The organism is Rhizobium sp. NZLR8 (assembly GCF_019685025.1).
Taxonomy (GTDB): Bacteria; Pseudomonadota; Alphaproteobacteria; order Rhizobiales; family Rhizobiaceae; genus Rhizobium.
The window spans coordinates 38,445-55,294 of the sequence record NZ_JABDVY010000004.1; the positions used below are offsets into that span (position 1 = coordinate 38,445).

19 protein-coding genes are annotated in these 16,850 nt (G+C 58.0%); 12 read left to right on the plus strand and 7 right to left on the minus strand.

The annotated features are described in order from the left end of the window. Positions 1–407 precede the first annotated feature (407 nt). Positions 408–554 carry a hypothetical protein gene (locus tag HJB89_RS10625; protein ID WP_221132116.1) on the minus strand — a complete coding sequence of 49 codons (147 nt, stop codon included), beginning with the start codon at positions 552–554 and terminating at the stop codon, positions 408–410. Positions 555–802: 248 nt separating this feature from the next. Between HJB89_RS10625 and HJB89_RS10630 the strand changes: the two genes are divergently transcribed. Then, positions 803–997 carry a hypothetical protein gene (locus HJB89_RS10630; protein WP_207581201.1) on the plus strand — a complete coding sequence of 65 codons (195 nt, stop codon included), beginning with the start codon at positions 803–805 and terminating at the stop codon, positions 995–997. 242 nt (positions 998–1,239) lie between these two features. Here the strand turns inward: HJB89_RS10630 and HJB89_RS33185 are convergent, their stop codons facing one another. The 3 genes from HJB89_RS33185 to HJB89_RS10640 all read right to left on the minus strand — a co-directional run bounded on the left by HJB89_RS33185 (position 1,240) and on the right by HJB89_RS10640 (position 3,064). Next, positions 1,240–1,434, minus strand: coding sequence for a hypothetical protein (locus HJB89_RS33185; protein ID WP_259671359.1), 195 nt, complete (start codon positions 1,432–1,434; stop codon positions 1,240–1,242). 290 nt (positions 1,435–1,724) lie between these two features. Then, positions 1,725–1,934: a hypothetical protein gene (locus HJB89_RS10635; RefSeq protein WP_207581200.1), complete on the minus strand. Its 210-nt coding sequence runs from the start codon at positions 1,932–1,934 to the stop codon at positions 1,725–1,727. A 281-nt stretch (positions 1,935–2,215) separates the two neighbouring features. Beyond that, entirely contained in the window at positions 2,216–3,064 is an 849-nt protein-coding gene (locus HJB89_RS10640) for a hypothetical protein (RefSeq protein WP_221149724.1), read from the minus strand. Positions 3,065–3,774: 710 nt separating this feature from the next. Here HJB89_RS10640 and HJB89_RS10645 point away from each other — a divergent pair. Both HJB89_RS10645 and HJB89_RS10650 read left to right on the plus strand, forming a co-directional pair. After that, positions 3,775–5,082 (plus strand): integrase family protein, encoded by a 1,308-nt coding sequence (locus HJB89_RS10645; protein ID WP_221149726.1) that lies wholly within the window; start codon positions 3,775–3,777, stop codon positions 5,080–5,082. Then, a complete protein-coding gene (locus HJB89_RS10650; RefSeq protein ID WP_221149727.1) occupies positions 5,079–6,050 on the plus strand; it encodes a hypothetical protein in 972 nt (323 codons plus the stop codon). The genes HJB89_RS10645 and HJB89_RS10650 overlap by 4 nt, the downstream gene beginning before the upstream one ends. 4 nt (positions 6,051–6,054) lie before the next feature. Here HJB89_RS10650 and HJB89_RS33720 read toward each other — a convergent pair whose 3' ends face one another. The 3 genes from HJB89_RS33720 to HJB89_RS10665 all read right to left on the minus strand — a co-directional run bounded on the left by HJB89_RS33720 (position 6,055) and on the right by HJB89_RS10665 (position 7,614). After that, a complete protein-coding gene (locus tag HJB89_RS33720; RefSeq protein WP_221149728.1) occupies positions 6,055–6,267 on the minus strand; it encodes an AlpA family phage regulatory protein in 213 nt (70 codons plus the stop codon). 178 nt (positions 6,268–6,445) lie between these two features. Beyond that, positions 6,446–7,093, minus strand: a complete 648-nt coding sequence (locus tag HJB89_RS10660; protein ID WP_259672017.1) for a helix-turn-helix domain-containing protein — start codon at positions 7,091–7,093, stop codon at positions 6,446–6,448. Continuing rightward, positions 7,090–7,614: a helix-turn-helix transcriptional regulator gene (locus HJB89_RS10665; protein ID WP_259672018.1), complete on the minus strand. Its 525-nt coding sequence runs from the start codon at positions 7,612–7,614 to the stop codon at positions 7,090–7,092. The genes HJB89_RS10660 and HJB89_RS10665 overlap by 4 nt, the downstream gene beginning before the upstream one ends. Before the next feature lie 546 nt (positions 7,615–8,160). Between HJB89_RS10665 and HJB89_RS10670 the strand changes: the two genes are divergently transcribed. The 9 genes from HJB89_RS10670 (at position 8,161) to HJB89_RS10710 (ending at position 16,601) form a co-directional block, all read left to right on the plus strand. Continuing rightward, on the plus strand, positions 8,161–10,140 hold the full coding sequence (locus HJB89_RS10670; protein WP_221149731.1) for an AAA family ATPase: 1,980 nt from the start codon (positions 8,161–8,163) through the stop codon (positions 10,138–10,140). Further along, positions 10,141–10,548: a DUF2442 domain-containing protein gene (locus HJB89_RS10675; protein ID WP_221149732.1), complete on the plus strand. Its 408-nt coding sequence runs from the start codon at positions 10,141–10,143 to the stop codon at positions 10,546–10,548. 107 nt (positions 10,549–10,655) lie between these two features. Beyond that, positions 10,656–11,546 (plus strand): metallophosphoesterase, encoded by an 891-nt coding sequence (locus HJB89_RS10680; RefSeq protein ID WP_221149733.1) that lies wholly within the window; start codon positions 10,656–10,658, stop codon positions 11,544–11,546. A gap of 167 nt (positions 11,547–11,713) precedes the next feature. After that, positions 11,714–12,874 (plus strand): DUF2442 domain-containing protein, encoded by a 1,161-nt coding sequence (locus HJB89_RS10685; protein ID WP_221149734.1) that lies wholly within the window; start codon positions 11,714–11,716, stop codon positions 12,872–12,874. A gap of 217 nt (positions 12,875–13,091) precedes the next feature. Further along, the gene (gene tnpA, locus HJB89_RS10690) at positions 13,092–13,478 is read left to right on the plus strand and encodes an IS66-like element accessory protein TnpA (protein WP_259672019.1); all 387 of its coding nucleotides are present in this window, start codon (positions 13,092–13,094) and stop codon (positions 13,476–13,478) included. Beyond that, the gene (gene tnpB, locus HJB89_RS10695; protein WP_221149738.1) at positions 13,475–13,828 is read left to right on the plus strand and encodes an IS66 family insertion sequence element accessory protein TnpB; all 354 of its coding nucleotides are present in this window, start codon (positions 13,475–13,477) and stop codon (positions 13,826–13,828) included. The genes tnpA and tnpB overlap by 4 nt, the downstream gene beginning before the upstream one ends. Positions 13,829–13,896: 68 nt before the next feature. Next, positions 13,897–15,432 carry an IS66 family transposase gene (tnpC, locus tag HJB89_RS10700; protein WP_221149740.1) on the plus strand — a complete coding sequence of 512 codons (1,536 nt, stop codon included), beginning with the start codon at positions 13,897–13,899 and terminating at the stop codon, positions 15,430–15,432. A gap of 78 nt (positions 15,433–15,510) precedes the next feature. Beyond that, the gene (locus tag HJB89_RS10705; protein WP_221149742.1) at positions 15,511–15,975 is read left to right on the plus strand and encodes an Imm26 family immunity protein; all 465 of its coding nucleotides are present in this window, start codon (positions 15,511–15,513) and stop codon (positions 15,973–15,975) included. Positions 15,976–16,163: 188 nt separating this feature from the next. Beyond that, positions 16,164–16,601 (plus strand): hypothetical protein, encoded by a 438-nt coding sequence (locus HJB89_RS10710; RefSeq protein WP_221149744.1) that lies wholly within the window; start codon positions 16,164–16,166, stop codon positions 16,599–16,601. Positions 16,602–16,850 lie beyond the last annotated feature (249 nt).

Genomic DNA, 16,850 nt, shown 5'->3' on the forward strand with positions numbered 1-16,850 from the left:
GCGTCCTGCGCTGGCGAGTAACGGAGAGTGTGCCGTGTCAGCCCCTCTGCCCTGTCGGGCCCGGGGTCGAGCCGCGGGTTTCGACCCGTCCTTCGGACCCCCACGGGTGGGAAGATCGCCTAGACGCACTGGTTTCCCCAGACAATTGGCGTCGCAGAACGACGCAACGGAAGAGAGGTAGGAAGGCCTAGCCACTTGCCGATCTCCCCACCTGTGGGGGAGATGCCCGGCAGGGCAGAGGGGGGCGACCACGGCATACCCTCTCCATCCTGGGCACGGTTTTCACCGGCTTGGTCTGCAGTTCCACGGTTTCGCAGGCGCCGAAGGCCGGCCTGTCGACTGATCCTAGTTCCGGAAGGATTTGCCTATTTCTTGATCAGAAGCCGCAGACGGCTTCGCGGCGCGCTTTATGCGCCGAAATCATCCATAAACGACGGATGGATCGCAGGCTTGCGCTCTTCGCGCGCGTCGCGAAAACGCTGGGGAACCGCACCGAGACCGGCCACGAAACGGGTCAGGAGATTGCGGTTGAAAAGTTTATGCAGGGCACTCATGGCAGTTCACTCATTCTTTTTTTTGTTAGCCGGCAGCATATATTTTGCCCAAGCTGCCATCGCAATGGGCAATTTTACATGACAGTTATGCGACAGTGCATGGCTCGGAGGCAGGTGAAAGGCGATCACATTGGCGTTAGGCGGGGCGCCGAGGCGGCCAACCGCTCTAAATCCTCACAAACACCCGTCATCGCGTGGTAGATTGCCCTCTTGGGCTGAAACCATGCCCCTTCGAAGGAGACGCTCAGATGAACCGATTTTTCGCCTTTATCGCGACCGGAACGCTGATCAGCCTTGCCACGATCACTTCGGCCTGCACGTCGTCCGGAAGCCTCGACCAGACTTCGTCGATCGGCGACGGTTACTATCATGAGAGTCGCCCGCTTAACCCAGCCTGCGGGGGTGGGTTCAGACCTAGCGACGGGCGTTCTTGCAGTTATTAGAAAAGAGTCCTTGGCACTATGTCGTAGGACGAAGTCAGTCTGATGCTGTCATGGCGGTAGCCAATGTTTCGCCCCACATCTCCCCTATGGCCCAATCCACGAGCAAGCGGAGATTGTTGGGCAATTACAGCCAACTGCCTGTAGCCGGCGGCTCCACTTTTCCGTCTGACAAGCGTGCCGTGCCGAAAGATGCGGCACCGACCAATGGAGCTATCACGGCGCTGGCGTCCGCATTTCCAGCGCTAATAGCTGCACGGACGATCGTTGCCGAATCCATTGCGGCAGGCGGGCCGGAGAGCAAAGTCAGCGCTGTGAGAGGTATACCCGACCGAGCCCGTTTGCACCGAGTCATGTGAGCTCGTGGTGCAGGACGATGCCGACATGGAGATGACGAAGACGGTTGTCATGGCTGCCAATAGTTTGCGAGTTTGTAGCATGTGACCATCCAGCATTGCCCACAGAGTGTCCTTGTATTCCTGACAACTAGGGTCGATGTGGCATTCCGATAACTGTGCTTGTCGATCAAGATTTCGTTATTTGTTGACAAACCTTCGCCAGCTTCACCCGAGGGCTAAGCCTAACCCGGAAAACCTGTTGGGGAGGCCATTGGCTCTCCAAATAGCCACTCTAGGAAACGCCGCCGCCGAGATAGTCGGTTTTCCGGCTTGGGCCGTGCCGCAATGAACATCACCGCCTTGGACGCCTGCTTGGCGTCCAAAATTATCACTCAGTGAAGCCCTTGCAGTCTGTTCCGCCGCTCTGCCAGCAGTTCATTTTGAACCAGATTCCTGGCATTGTCCGAAAGACCATTCGGCCCGAACAGACCAAGTTCGGTAAACCGCGCTTCGATTTCCTTCGGAATGCTATCCGCTTCGTGTTGGCAGAGGCGCACAAGCCACTTCCATTCGTCGCTAGTCATATCCCTGTGCACGACCATGAATTGCTACCCCTCCCGAGAACAACGACATCCATTAATAAGTACCACAACTTCTATCGAAAGGCAGGTGGCTCGGCGATCAGGCTGATCATGCGCGTATCAATCCGCAAAGCGCTGCCGAACGCGAGGTTTCCGATCATTCTCGGTAAGTCTCCACCAGCCGATAGTTGGCAAACCGTAAGTGATAGGCGGTCTAGACGCTGCCTCCGACGAGACAAATCTCTCGCCAAGTAATCGGCTACGGAGGACAGTAACTATGCCCGAGACGGCGGTCCGGCCATTTAAGCTTCTTGACCAATATGTTCGCGAAGTGCGCTCTCCAAGTCCACCGGGAGCGACATTGGAAGGGTGCCGCGGGTTGCTTCCCCTATCACCTCGAAATCGTATTCATCCGGGATCCGATCGAACACCGAAGACCTATTGCCAGTATAGTGCGTTAAAACCTCCAATACCTGATCTACCCCGCACCAGGAGGTTTCACCCAGTGAAGGCAACTGATCGTCAAATGGCCGAGGCGCGGCAAACATTTTGTGTGATCCGGGAAACCAGCGACCAACGACCAGCGTATCGTCGATGTGGCTCATGTAGTAGGCAGCGTCAATTTTGCTGAAAGTGTTGCCGACACGCGAAACATTGTCCACATCCTTACGAACGTCATTTTGCTCGCCGACATCCCAATAGTCGCGAAATACGATTAGCACACGATCCAAATTGACGAATGAATGATTCGCACTTCCTATGAATTCAAATGCGCCTCCAAACGCATGGTCGAGATGGCGGCCTTGGCGTTGTTGTCCAAGGAGCAAACGCGCTTGAGTGGCTAATGTGCGTTTAAAGACGGTTAGACCGTCCGTCTCGGCGGCGCTGTCCAAATCCAGGATCTCTCGGAATGTCTGCGCCCCGGAACCCGCAACCGAAATTACGCCGTCCTTCTCCTGGGCGATTTTCTGCATGTTGTGGCTGAATCCTGCCAAACCTCCATCACATATAAATGCGTTGACGAACCAGGCTGATGCTCGATCAGTCGGAAGTCCCGCTTTATTCAAGATAGTTTTTAGATCCTCCAGCGATAAAGGTTTATCGAGCGGCGCCGCGTAAAGATATCGAAGAGCTTTCTCAAAATTTGCCATCGGCCCGCTCCACCCGAAGACGATATGAGGGCCGATCGTGAAAACCTTCCTTGCTAGGCCAGCAACCCAGTGACCACTTCCATCCAGCTACTCGGTTTCATTGGGGAGGTCTCGTGTGGGTATGGGCGTGTCTTCGTATGTTTTCTTCGGGGTGGTGACCAACGTGTCTCCAAACGCAAAGTAGGTCTGCCTCCACTTGAAGCTCGCGATCAACGTCATCGTTCATACACCCCCAGTGATATTGCGGATTGCCTCTCTGGCCATTCCGTTTCGAGTGGCGATCTATATTGGAAATTGCTGTCTGTGACGATCACTACATGGTCAAACGACCATCGCAATTTTTCGGGGCGGAATGACATTGAGGATGGTTTGAGGCAGCTTCAAACGAGCTTTAAGAGGGCTTCAACAGATGTCCAAAAATTCCGGAACCTCGTGTCAAAATTCCGGAATTTCGCGTCCGGCTACACCTAAAATTTATGAAAATTCAAAACCTTAGGATGGTGGTGGGCCCGGAGGGACTCGAACCCCCAACCAAGCGGTTATGAGGCCTATGGCCGAGAACCGTCAGGGGCGGTCACAAACGTTCAGGAGCTGTCGAACCATTCCAAGTCATTGATTTATCAGGAAATCAGTGTCCTCCTTTAGTTCGTCGCCGAAGTCCCTCGGCCGTCATTTGCTGCCCAATCCGTTGCCCGGAAAGGAGCGCCGCCATGAGATCGAACCACGGACTGACCTACGAGATAATCGAGGCGTTGCCTCCACCGGAAAAGGGGGCGGAGCGGTACGACGAGCCCGACCCCGTCACCCCCAACCTCTACGTCCGCGTCGGGCGGCGCAAGAAGAACTTCGTCCTGGCGGCTCGGTTCGGCGGAGCGAAGCATTCCAGGCGCGAGATTCTCGGAGAGTTCCCGGCGATGGACATCGAAACGGCCCGTGCGAAGGCGGAAGACTGGAACCGCAAGCTCAGGCACGGGATCGACCCCCTGGAGGAGGAAATCCGGGTCGCGCGGGAAGAAGACCTGCGAAGGCGGCGGACGTTCCTGTCGGTGATGGAGGACTTCCTCGACGACCTTCCGAACCGGGATCGGAACAGGCACGTCGACAGCGACATCAAGCTGATCAGACACAACCTCCTCGATCCGGCGACCAACCGCTTCCTCGGTCGGCCGATCTCGGAGGTCACGGACGTGGATCTCAGCGACGTCCTCGAAGCGATTCGCGACCGGCCGGCTCCGACCCAGGCCGTCAAGGCGTTTTCGCTCGTCAGGACCTTCTGGGAGTGGGCACTGACCCCGCGACGCCGGCAGGCATACGGGCTGCAGGGCAATCCGTTCGCAAACGTCACCCTCAAACAGCTCAAGCTGAAAAGGCGCATACGCAAACGCACGCTGGACGGCGACGAGCTGCGCGCCTACTGGCGGGCCACCCTCGCCATGCCCTATCCCATGGGCCCCTATTTTCGGTTCGTGCTGATGACCGGCGGTCGCCGCAAGTCCGAGGCGGCCGGGGCCCGCTGGCGCGACATGGATGTCGAAACGCGCATCTGGACGATTGTCGACTCCAAGACCGGGATGGCGATCATCGTTCCCCTCGCGAAGGAGGTCATCGTCCTGCTGGAGGAAATCCGCTCCAACCAGCCGCCGAACCACGGCGAATTCATATTCAGCAACACAAACGGCCAGAAACCGATCAACGGCTTCGGCAGGGCGATGAACGCGCTACGGACGTTGTTCGCCGCGGAGCTGCGCGAAATCGATCCCCAGGCGGCGGTCACGGGGTTCATTCTCCATGACACCCGTCGGGTGGTCCGCACGGCGCTGGCCGCCCTCGGCGTCCCCGGGGAGGTCGCCGAGCGGGTGATCGGCCATGGGCCGGAGGGCATAGAGGCAGTGTACAATCAATGGGAATATATCCCCCAGACGATGAGCGCGCTCGCGCTGTTCAACCGGCGGCTTCTCGACGTGGTCGAGAACCGGGCCGCCGGTTTCGTCGCCGGCAGATTCGGGGACGACGAATGACATCCCCGGACGATGCTACAGGATTGGTCGTCACCCGAGAGGAACTCTACCGGATGCTGTGGGCGGAACCGGCGACGAAGTTGGCCGCGCGTCTCGGCGTCTCGGACCGCTACCTGAACCAGAAGGTGTGTCCGAGGCTCGGTGTTCCCGTTCCGCCGCCCGGTTACTGGGCGAAGCGCGCCGTGGGGCGCGCTCCGCCCGCGCCGCCGCTTCCGGAGCGGATGCCCGGGAGCGAACAGCTCTGGCGGAAGGGCGATCGGCCGAGGCAACCGCTGCGTCCGCGAACGAAGCCGGTGCAACAGCCCCGCCGCGGAAAACCACGCCCCGGACTACACCCGCTGGTGTGCGAGGCCGCGGTTCATTTCGTCATGATCGGGACGGGGAAACACGGCGAGTATCTCAAACCGCGGCGCAAGCGCCTGGCGGACCTGTCCGTCACCTGTGAAACCCTGTTCAGGTCGCTGAACTTCGCCAACGCGCTGTATCAGAGCTTCGAGGGAAACGGCTGCAGGGTCATGCTGGCCCTTGACACCGAAGAGCTACTACGGATTGGGATCGGGAGCGGGGGGGACGACAGGGGGAAGCGCGATCTCTTGCGCTGGGCACCCGTCCGGCCGACGGTCGCTTACGTGTACGGCGTGCCCATCGGGCTCGCCGTGGTCGAGGCAAGCGAGCCCGTTGAAATGCGGTATGTGGGGGGCGGGCGGTACATCCGCGAGAACGAATTCAAGGCCGCGGAGCATTTCGGACCGACACGGGAAACGGAGCTCGAGAAATCTTCGGGCCGCCTGACGCTGACCGCCTACAGCCCATTCCATCCGTTTCCATGGTCGCGTCGGTGGATCCAAACGGGAGGAAAGCCGCTCGCAGCTCAGTTGCCGGCGATTCTCGCCGCGGTCGAGATCGCGGCCCTCGACCTGTTGCCGAAACTGGAGGCGGCGGGATGGTATTTCGAGCGCGAGAGCTGACCGCCTACTTGCTGTCTCTTAAATCGGGTGGCAAGTAACCTTCAGGGTCGGCGAGATAGCGGAGCACCTCTGCTTCGGCCATTGCGATTCGGTGTGGTGGAAGCTTTAGCTTGGGTGGAAATCTGTTCGCTTCCCAACGCCGCCGGATACTGGATTCCGACAACCCGGTCAGCTTCATGACCTGCTTCAGAGTCAACAAGGCTTTCGGTCCGCGCATTTCACTTGCCTTTCCATGCCTCGGCCGAACCGACGATAATTTGGCCAAGGGTCGATCTCTTCAGGGTATGAACCCTGAAGGTCGGTGGTTCCGGGAGAAGGAAAGCACGGCTAGAAAATGGGATCAAATTCGGTGGTTGCGGGGGCGGAAACGACCCGCCAACTGCACAATTCGCCGATCACCCAGCACGGGGTTTCACCCAAAGTCGAGACGGCAAAGGCGCTCGCTTGGAAGCTATTCGAACTCCTGCGGCTAGATAGTTGCGTGCGTCTGTCATCGTAGCGCACAAAAACTCCATGTGCTTTTCATCCTCGAAATATTCCCGGAGCTGCTTATAGCCCTTCGCCGTGAAGCGCCGTCCGTTCTCGAGGTTTTCTATCTGCCTCTCCGCCAACTTCGATTCGCGGGCCACCTGCTCCTCTGAGAGTCCCAAGAGCGCCCTAGCTGCAAAAAAGTTCGCGTCATCTACAGGCAGCGGCCGGAGAGCGGCCCTGCCCAGCAGTGTCCTTGGTTTCCAACAGACACCCGAGCCGTAAAACTCTCTGGTGGTCAGATCGTACACTCCGAGAAATTCTATTCCAGCCTTGTCGTAGAAGTTCCGCAACGCGGCGATGGACGTGAGCGTCGCATCCGATCCATTTTCGCAACCCGCGAGCGACTTCCGTGACATTTGTATATATTCAGCCACTTCGTCCATGGTGAGGCCCAAGAGTGCTCGCGCCGCTCGCAGGGTATCCGGCGGTGCATAGGTAAAAGGTCGCTCGTCCGAGTTGACGTGCTCAGATCGGGCCTCCTCTTCGCGCGGGCTCCTCGGGCGAGCAATCATCGCCCACCGGAATCCGAGGTTGGATTTTGGCACGGGAAGTTTGGAAGCCAGCGAACGCCTATTCCGAAATATCTGTTTGCGACAGGATCGCCCCAACCGACGAACTCGACACCGACGCTTTCGTAGAACGCCAGAAGCGTGCGGTGCGACTCCTCCCAAGCCTTTCCAAGTTCCAGACTCTTGACGGTGGCGCGGCTCAACCCGGTCAATGCGGCGACCTCTTCCTGTCCTCTGTTCAGCAGCGCACGCGCGGCCCGGAAGGACACCCGCGTGTCCTCGGCATGAAACTTCGCCTTCTCCGCCTTGCCGACATCTTGCGAACTCGGGCCCGACCACCGTGCCCCGGCGCGGGCGATCTCTTTTCCGATGGTCGCCTCGCCGAGAATCTCGATGCCCGCGGACGAATAGAAATCGACCAAATCCAGGTTAGTGCCTATCCGCCCGTCCGAGGTTTCGACGATGGTGAGGTACCGGTGTGGCACGCCGGCGGCCTCTGCAGCGGCGCGCTGCGAGAGGTTCATAAGCGCGCGAGCGACCCGGAGGGCGTCGGGTGGGGCAGGTATCCTCATTCACTCGAGAAGCCGGCCCCTCAAAAAAAAGTCAATTAATACCTCATGGGGTCTTTTATTGTGACATATGGAGTCTACAAGACTCCTTACGCCCCATAAAGCGGAGGCAACGATTCGAGGGTTCATGATGCGACACGATGATTCGGCTCAGTGCGAGTGGTTTGGAACGTCACGAGCAACGCTCGTTGAGAAGGTACGGCGTCTTGCCGATGACCTCGAAAACATTGATCGGCAGCCCGACCGGGTAGTTCCGAAAGTCGCCATGAATAGTTGGACGTTGGGGAAACGGATGGTGCCCTGCCTGATCGGTAGTCCGATCGGGCACCCGAGCATAGCCGATGGCAAACCAGCGTACTCGAGTGAACTCTTTTACCTGAACAAGGAACGGGGCATCGCGCGCACGATGTCCCGTTGGTACCAGCTGGGGACTCGCGTCGCCCCAGCTTACTGGGATGAGAGGTTGCTGAAGAAACGCGGGCCGTCGGGGGATTCGCATTGATGGATATCGTGGAATTTCTCGAGGTCGTAAACGAGGCCCCGCTGCGGTCCGCCGCAAAGCCGCGAGTCCCGTGGAAGCCGTGTCAACCGGACGACGATCCATTCATCACTCTTCCAGTCTTCGTCGCCTATTGCGCCATCGCAGCGGCACTCCGGCCGTGGAACCGAAGGAACGCCAGGTTCAAGGTTATCCTCTGCCTTCAGGTGGAAGCCTGCCTCCCGGTTTACACAGCGGCCGCAAGAGTCTTCCTAAATGGGGTCGCAGATTACAAATTGGGTCGCACCCGGCCGTTCGTCAGTGATTGGGGCGGTCGTTATTCCAACAGGGATCAATTTGAGGTCCAGAGAATGGACCGGGCAATCTTCCTCAAAGAGCCCAAGAAGGACTTGGATGACGAAGCAATACTCTTTGCGGACGCGGTTGTGGATATCCCGGCGCGGACCAGGAGCCACGTCGAGGCCGCCATGAAACGTTTCGAGTTGCCAATCGTCGACAGGGACGTCGAATTACTGCTCTCGGAACCGTGGTCTCGCTTGGACAAGGCCTTCCCGGAAGGTCGGCCGCCTACGCTCGCATTGCAGAGGTTGAGGCAATATCCCCGGCTCGCCACGCCTACCGTTGCGCCCGTAAAAGTGACCGATCCAACCCTCGCGGACATGCACGGATACGGAAAGGTGGTGGACTGGGGGCATGAGCTCGCCCGCGACATCGATAATTACAAATCGGGCCGCATCCCGTGGGAGGACGTGGACGATGGGGTCTTGCTTTCTGGTCCGACGGGAACGGGAAAGACCACGTTTATCCGTGCCCTGGCCAACAGCTGTGGCGTATCTGTCATCGCCGGTTCTTTTTCGATTTGGCAAAGCGCGGGTTCGCTGGACGACTTTTTAAAAGCCATGCGGAAGACCTTCGAGGAAGCCAAAGCGAAAGCGCCGTCCATCCTGTTTGTGGACGAGGTGGACGCGTTTGGCAGCCGGAACATCCGTGATGACAACAGGTCTTACTGGACGGCCGCGATCGCCGGTTTTCTCGAGCTCCTCGACGGTTTCCACGGTCGCGAGGGCGTGGTGGTCGTCGCGGCGTGTAACCATCCGGACAGCCTCGACACGGCGATAAGGCGTGCGGGACGGCTGGGCAGCCACTACCAAATCACACTTCCCGACGCGCAATCCCGATTATCGATCTTGAAATTTCACAGCGGTATCGAACTTGATAACTCCCAAGCCGCGATGTTCGGCATGGCAACCGAGGGTTTCTCGGGTGCCGATATCGAGCAACTCGCTCGTGATGCTAGACGGGCCGCGCGACGTCGTCTGGAGGACCTCTCGGCAACCCACATCATTGACCAACTGATAACGTTGACAGAGCTTTCAGGTGATTTCGTTCGCGCTCTCGCTGTCCATGAAGCTGGTCATGCCCTGGTATCTATTGAAATCGGTCACGGAGAGGTTAGGGAGGTCAAGATTTCCCAATACCGGATCGAAGGCAAATCCAGCCAATTGGGCTACGTACGGTACGGCCAAATGGGTGCTCGACCAAAGACGCGAACCGATTATTTGAACGCAATCGCGGTTTGCCTCGCTGGGATCGCCGCTGAAATGGAAGTCTTCGGTTGGTTTGCCGACGGCGCTTCGGGCTCTGAAACCGCAGACCTCAACAGGGCGACGGAGCTTGCCACCATGCTTGAGGGCGCTCTTGGGATGGGCCACACGCTCATTGTTGAAGGCCCCATCGACCAGCTCGAGCGGTTGCGAGCCTATAACCCGGAGTTCCGGAGGCGTGTTCACGACATCTTGGAGAACGAGTTCGGCCGTGTGAAGTCCATCATTCAAACCCGTCGAACGGCTCTCGATGCCATCATCGAACGTCTAGTGCAAACGAAAGAGATGCCGGGCGAGGAAGTCGCCGAGATCGTACGACGGCACCGGACGCCGACGGTCAGTTTGGCGAAGCTGCCACGTCGAAGTGCGGGGGCGTAGATGGTGAAAAAGCGTCGAGGCGGTCGGTCCTATCGTCGCGACATGACGGTACCGGACCAAGAAAAGTCTTTCGGGTCAGGTCTGGACGAAGTCGGCTTCGATCCGCTTGGACGCCGCATTGTGGTTGAGAGCGGTCGCAATGCACAATGGCCATTGCAGCACGCAACTCCGAGCGGTGCCTATTACGACAGCTTGTCAGGCCATATTGTCGTCGAGTTCGACAACGGCTCGACCTTTACGGTACCAGTCCGGTCTCTTGAGACACTGGCTGACGCATCCGAGAGTGACATTGCCGAAGTCAAAATAGTTGGCGGGGCAGGCCTTCATTGGGAGCGTCTCGATCTCGTTCATGAGATTGGCCCCCTAATGCGCGGAATTTTTGGAACGCGGAGTTGGCGAATTCCATGAGAAAGGCCGTGATGTCTTGGCTCTAACCAAGTCTGCCGCTGCTGACTCTTTGATGAGGCGCGGGAACCGGCGACCTTTTTTTGCCCTGCCGCAGTAGGACAGCAGTCATGAAACTTTGGATTATCTCCGACATTCACCTCGAGTTCGGACAACCCTTTTTGCAGACCCCGCCTATTGACGCTGATGTCCTGATTTGCGCGGGCGATCTCGGCACCAAAGGCGTTGTCCCGAGCCTTCAATGGCTCGCCGACACCTATGCCAATACCCTCCCGGTCATCTTTGTGCCTGGCAATCACGAGTTCTATTTTGCGGCCATTGAGGAGAGCATTCGCGATGCCCGTGAATTCGCCGCTGGCTTTTCGAATATCCACTTTCTCGAAAACGACGCGGTCGAGATCGGCGGGGTCAAGTTTATCGGCGGAACCCTGTGGACCGATTTCCGCCTGTTCGGTCGAAAACCTGAAGTCAGCATGTCCTATGCCCAAAGTGGAATGAACGACTTCAAGAAGATCAATTTCTCAAAGGCACCGTTCCGCAAGTTCAAGCCGATTGATGCCTACCGGAAGCATGTCGAAAGTCGGGATTTCATTGCGGCAGAACTATGCAAACGTACACCAATGCCGACGGTCGTCATCACGCATCACGCCCCGTCTCCACGTTCGATCGACCCCGGTTTCAGGCACGATCCACTTTCCGCTTGTTATGCTTCCGACCTGGAAGACTTGATGTGGGAGGCCGGACCAGACTTGTGGGTACACGGTCACGTCCATCATCGAAACGACTACAAGGTCGGCGACACCCGGGTTGTCTCCAATCCTCGTGGATATCCGTCCGAGAGGACCGGCTTCGATCCGGCCTTCATCGTTGAGATCAGTCCCCTTTCCGGATCGAACAGTGACTTGGCCAAGTCGGCGTTGGCCATACTCGACCGCGCACCCAACGCCGAACCCGAAACAGGCGACGAACTTCCGGATCAACTTGGCTCCAGAAAACCATGACGTGGCGATGGGCGGGCTGAGGATACAATACAGCAACAAGAGGGCCATGTTCCGAGCCGAGTCGCACCGATCTTGGAACCTAGTCCCCTTGGACGTCAGAAGTCCCGTTTAAATCGATCGAAAGAATTGTGATCCGCCCAAAAACCGCCTCCGGCGTAGGAGTTCCAATGTCCCATCAAATACCGAGCAATGCCCGCTACGACAGACGCAACGGCATGGTCGTTGTCGAATTCAGCAACGGCTCCGTGTTCATGGTGCCTGCGCGCTCGCTTCTCGGACTAGCCGGCGCTTCCGAAAACGAGATTGCCGAGGTCGAACTGATGGGCGAGGCGGGTCTGCGTTGGAAACGTCTGGACGTCGATCACCAGATCGGCCTCCTGATGGGAGGGGAATTAGGTACAAGAGTTCTCACGCCGGAGTTTGCGCAATGCCCAGGCGAGCGGTTAGGGGAGATGGAGGAGCCGCCGTCCGCTCTATGGCTCGGGCCGGTAATCGAGTTCCTGTCAGACAATCTCCCCGGCAGCCGCAAATCTGGTTGGGATCATGCTTTCATAACCGCCTATCAAATCGGTTGCGAGGCGCTCGTCGCTTTGGGCCAAGCAGACGAGACCGCCCACGGACCTGTCCCGCGCGAAAATCCGGCGCTACCCGCGATTCTTCCCCGATGGGATGACCTGGCGACCGCGGTGATCCTTCTCGCGGCACAGAACGGATTGATCACCTTTCTTTCGGACGGTGCCGACCGCCCATTGGAAGAGCTTGGGGCAGGAAACGAAAGCCTGCATCACTCCAATCGCGGAATGTGGGCCGCGCGCTCCACTCCGGAGTGTACGTCGGTTCTCCGTTCGCTGGGTTTGCTCGACGGGAGGAACAAGTGGACCGCGGCGTCCGAAACCATCCTATGGCGAGACAGCCCAGTGGAATGGCGCATCGATTTCAGGAATGATCCCCGTTTCATTCGGGCGTTGGAGGACGCGTGCAAGCACATGCCCAGCAGTATCCGGGCCGAAATAGAGCGCATTGCCCAAATTACCGATGAAGCCATTGCAGCGCACAGCGCGGGAAGTCTTGACCAAGATGAGGACGGGTCCAAACCCTTGATGAGAATGTCGCCGAAAACACCGGAACAGGTGAAAGATACTATCCGTTGGATGAGAAGGCATGATTTCGACGAGCTGTTCTACAAGTTCTGGCGGATTGGCGATGGCTGGCTGTCCCCCGACGAAGCACATCGGGCTCTGGAGATTTTCAATGACCCCCTTGCCATTGCGGTGAGGAAGGCTGTTGCCGCTCGACTCTATCCACATTGGCCGCATTTGGCTGAGTGAGAAGGTCCGGCCCGCGAGCGCAGGACCGCAGGTATGTCATCGCCGGGCTCGTTAATGGCATTAGCCAGTCCGCGTAGGTAACTCGTTTAGATGGAGACCAAGCCGATGAGTGTCAGATTGTGGACCTCGCTAACCGTAACCGGTGTCCCGCTCCCACATTGTCCCGGCCGTCATAATCTGTGATCGGATTCCGTGGATGAGCAACGGGAGTTTCTCCATGGAGACTACATTGGAGGTTCTCACGACCAGGAAGTCTGGACGTGAGGTTCACCGGCACTGGCCGGACGAGTTCAAGGCGCAGATCGTTTCGGAGAGCCTGCGGCCGGGCGCGATGGTGAATGAGGTCGCCGAGCGGTATGGGGTGAAGCCCAACCACCTCTCCACCTGGCGGACTATGGCGCGGCAGGGCAAGCTGGTTCTGCCTGCGCCTGAGGATGCGCTGGAATTCGCAGCGGTGATCGTTGATCCGCCCGTTTCGGAGCCGCCAATCAAGAAAGCCAGTCGCCCCGAGATCATGGTCGGTGCTGTCACGATCCGTCTGGAAGAAGGCGCATCTGCCGCCCGGATCGCCGCTGTCGCGCGTGCCTGTGCGGTTCCGGCATGATCTTTCCGTCGAACCGCGTCCGGATCATGGTGGCGACCAAACCAGTCGACTTCCGCAAAGGCCATGATGGATTGGCGGCGCTGGTCAAGAACGAGCTGCACAAGGACCCGTTCACGGGGACGGTCTTCGTATTCAGGTCACGCAAAGCCGACCGGTTAAAGCTGATCTACTGGGATGGGAGCGGTCTGGTGATGGCCTACATGCGGTTGGAGGAGCACACGTTCACCTGGCCCGGCGTCAGGGACGGTTTGATGGCCTTGGGCCATGCTCAGTTCGAGGCGCTGTTTGCAGGGCTCGACTGGCGTAAGGTTCGCGCTGTTGAAGCAAGAGCGCCAACTGCAATCGAATAGGTGCGACACGATGACTCGGTTCGCAAATTCCGGCGGTGGGACGACACGCAATTTGATAGACTCCGACCATGTTGGACGCGGGCGATCTGCCGGACGATATCACTGCCCTGAAGGCGATGTTGATCGCGGCGCAAGCGCGTGAAGTCCGCAAGGATGAGCGGATCGAGCGGCTGGAGAAGCTTGTTGCCGCTTTCAAGCAAGCCGCCTTCGGCCGCAAATCCGAGAAGGCTGATCCCGAGCAGTTCGATCTCGCACTGGAGGACCTTGAGACAGCCATCGCTGCCGTCCATGCCGAAGACGAGGCGGATGGCCCCTCGGGTAAGCAGCAGGCCAAACCACGCGCCGCCAATCGCGGCTCTCTTCCCGCCCATCTTCCTCGTATCGAAGAGATCATCGAGCCGGAAAGCCTGATCTGCGCATGCGGTGGAGGTCTGCATTGCATCGGCGAAGATGTGTCCGAGCGGCTGGATGTCGTCCCGGCACAGTTCCGTGTCATTGTCACCCGGCGTCCCAAATATGCCTGCCGTGCTTGCACCGACGGCGTCGCTCAGGCTCCAGCACCCTCTCGACTGATCCACGCCGGATTGCCCACCGAGGCAACCATCGCGCATGTGCTGGTGTCCAAATACGCCGATCATCTGCCGCTTTACCGGCAGGCCCAGATCATGAGCCGACAGGGTATCGATATTGACCGCTCCACACTTGCTGACTGGGTCGGTCGGGCAGCTTTCGAACTGCGTCCGGTGTTCAAAGCCTTGATTGCCGATCTGAAGCGCTCGACCAAGCTGTTCATGGACGAGACCCGTGCGCCGGTACTCGATCCCGGCTCCCGCAAAACCAAAACCGGATACTTCTGGGCGCTGGCCCGCGATGACCGACCATGGGGCGGAGGTGCCCCACCCGGTGTCGTTTTTACCTATGCTCCTGGCCGTGGCGGGCACCATGCCGAGCGGATATTACAAGGGTTTACGGGCATCCTTCAGGTGGACGGCTATGCCGGATATAATCGACTGATCGCAGCGGATCGTGTCGGTCCCGACATCCGGCTAGCCTATTGTTGGGCGCATGCGCGGCGCAAGCTGGTCGAGATCACTCGTATCGGCATAGCGCCGATTGCAGAGGAAGGCGTGAAGCAGATCGGCGAACTCTATCGCATCGAGGCTGAGCTACGTGGTCTTTCCGCTGAAACTCGCTTCGCCGGGCGGCAGGAACGATCAGCTCCGTTGATTGCGGACATGCGAACCTGGCTCACTCAGCATCGTGCCCGCGTCGCTGGCAAATCGCCGCTTGGCGAGGCTCTCGCCTATATCGCCAAATATTGGGAAGGCCTCTGCATCTTCCTGACCGATGGTCGCATCGAGATCGACAACAACAGCGTCGAGAGAACAATTCGGCCGATTGCCCTTAACCGCAAGAACGCGCTTTTTGCCGGGCATGATGCCGGAGCGGAGAACTGGGCAACCATCGCCTCGCTCATCGAGACGTGCAAGCTCAACGCCGTCGATCCGTTTGCATATTTGACCACCACGCTCACCGCCATTGTCAACGGCCATAAGCAGAGCCAGATCGAGGGTATCCTACCGTGGAATCACCCGGCTGGGTAATATGTGCCAAGGCTTCCGTCGGCCCTTTGCGGACTTATCGGGACCCGCTAAACGTGCCGCTGGAACAGCGAGGGCGCGATGGTCAGAGGCAGAAAGCAGAAACGAGGCGATATCGTTAGGATCGACATTGGAAACGGAAAGCAATTTCACGCCGTCGCCCTAACACATCCGCTGTTCGCTTTTCTCGACGGTGTTTTCGAACGTGAAGAACCGGTTCAAGACGTGCGAGATCGAGCGGTTCTCTTCAAGCTATGGGTGATGGACAGCGCCGCGAAGTCCGGGCGATGGCCCATCGTTGGAAAGGTTGATCCACCCACGGTGTCCGCGTTGGACGGCGCGGTGTTTTTCAAGCAAGACCGGATTTCAGGCAAAATATCAGCGTATGATGCCATCGCGAATGCCGAGTCTCCGCTTAGCTTTGAAGAAACAGACCGCCTAGAATGCGCTGCTGTTTGGAGTCCCGAGCATGTCGAAGACAGGCTTCGTGATCATCTGAACGGCATCTCGAACAAGTGGTGGGCATCAATGCGGCCCCGAAAATAGCGATGATCTACTTGTCGGAACGCCCGGTGTTGGCGCGAAGCGCCGACCGCCTCATGGCGGCAGTCTTCGAAACGGCAAAACATCGTGGTCAAGGTGTGAGCGAGATAGCGCTTACTCCTTTGCCAACTTAGAGAAATCATCTAAGTGGTACGACCCCTCAATGATCCTCATGGAAGTTGCCACCTCGTATGCCTCGCAGCCCCTATTACTCCGTCAAACGCTTACTCGCTTGCGCTTTGGCGGCCATGAGCGTCGGGCAGATGGTCCTTGATGGTTTCGTCCCTACCGAAGTCCTTGCGTCGGGAACTCCGAAAAAAGTCGATGTTATGATCGTGAGGAAAGGCTACGCGCTGTTATCGCAATCTCAAAATTGCCAGGCTGGCCAACCCTGCAAGTTCGAGTTCGGTAACATATCTGCCAATATTCTCTTAGGACAAAACTTCTATGTTTCCGTGCAGGTCTCCGGAAAACAGGAGTTTTGCTGTTTATTTTCAAACAGAAAAATGACTTTGGAGAAACTGCCAACTACCGAACCTTTTCGGGCCGATCTCTTCCGATTCGCCCCGTCATCCAAAGAGGTCAAGTTCGACAGGTACTTCGGACAAGTCTTTGTTAAGGTTGAATAGGAGCCCACCATTTGATTTGGGGCGGCCGGAAATCACGTCACATCAAGTCGTTGATGTTGTGGAATAATGAATAGCCAATTCCCGCTGGACTCACACGAGGCGCTAAATTAGGTGATTGCTGGCCAAATCCATGACCACTTTGAAGTCGTGATCAATGCCACCGACAAAAAGCGAGACGTTGTCGTCGCGGCCTTTTCCAGTGGTCCATCGCGGGCCTGGCAATCTCGTCGACAAAATCAGATGCAATTC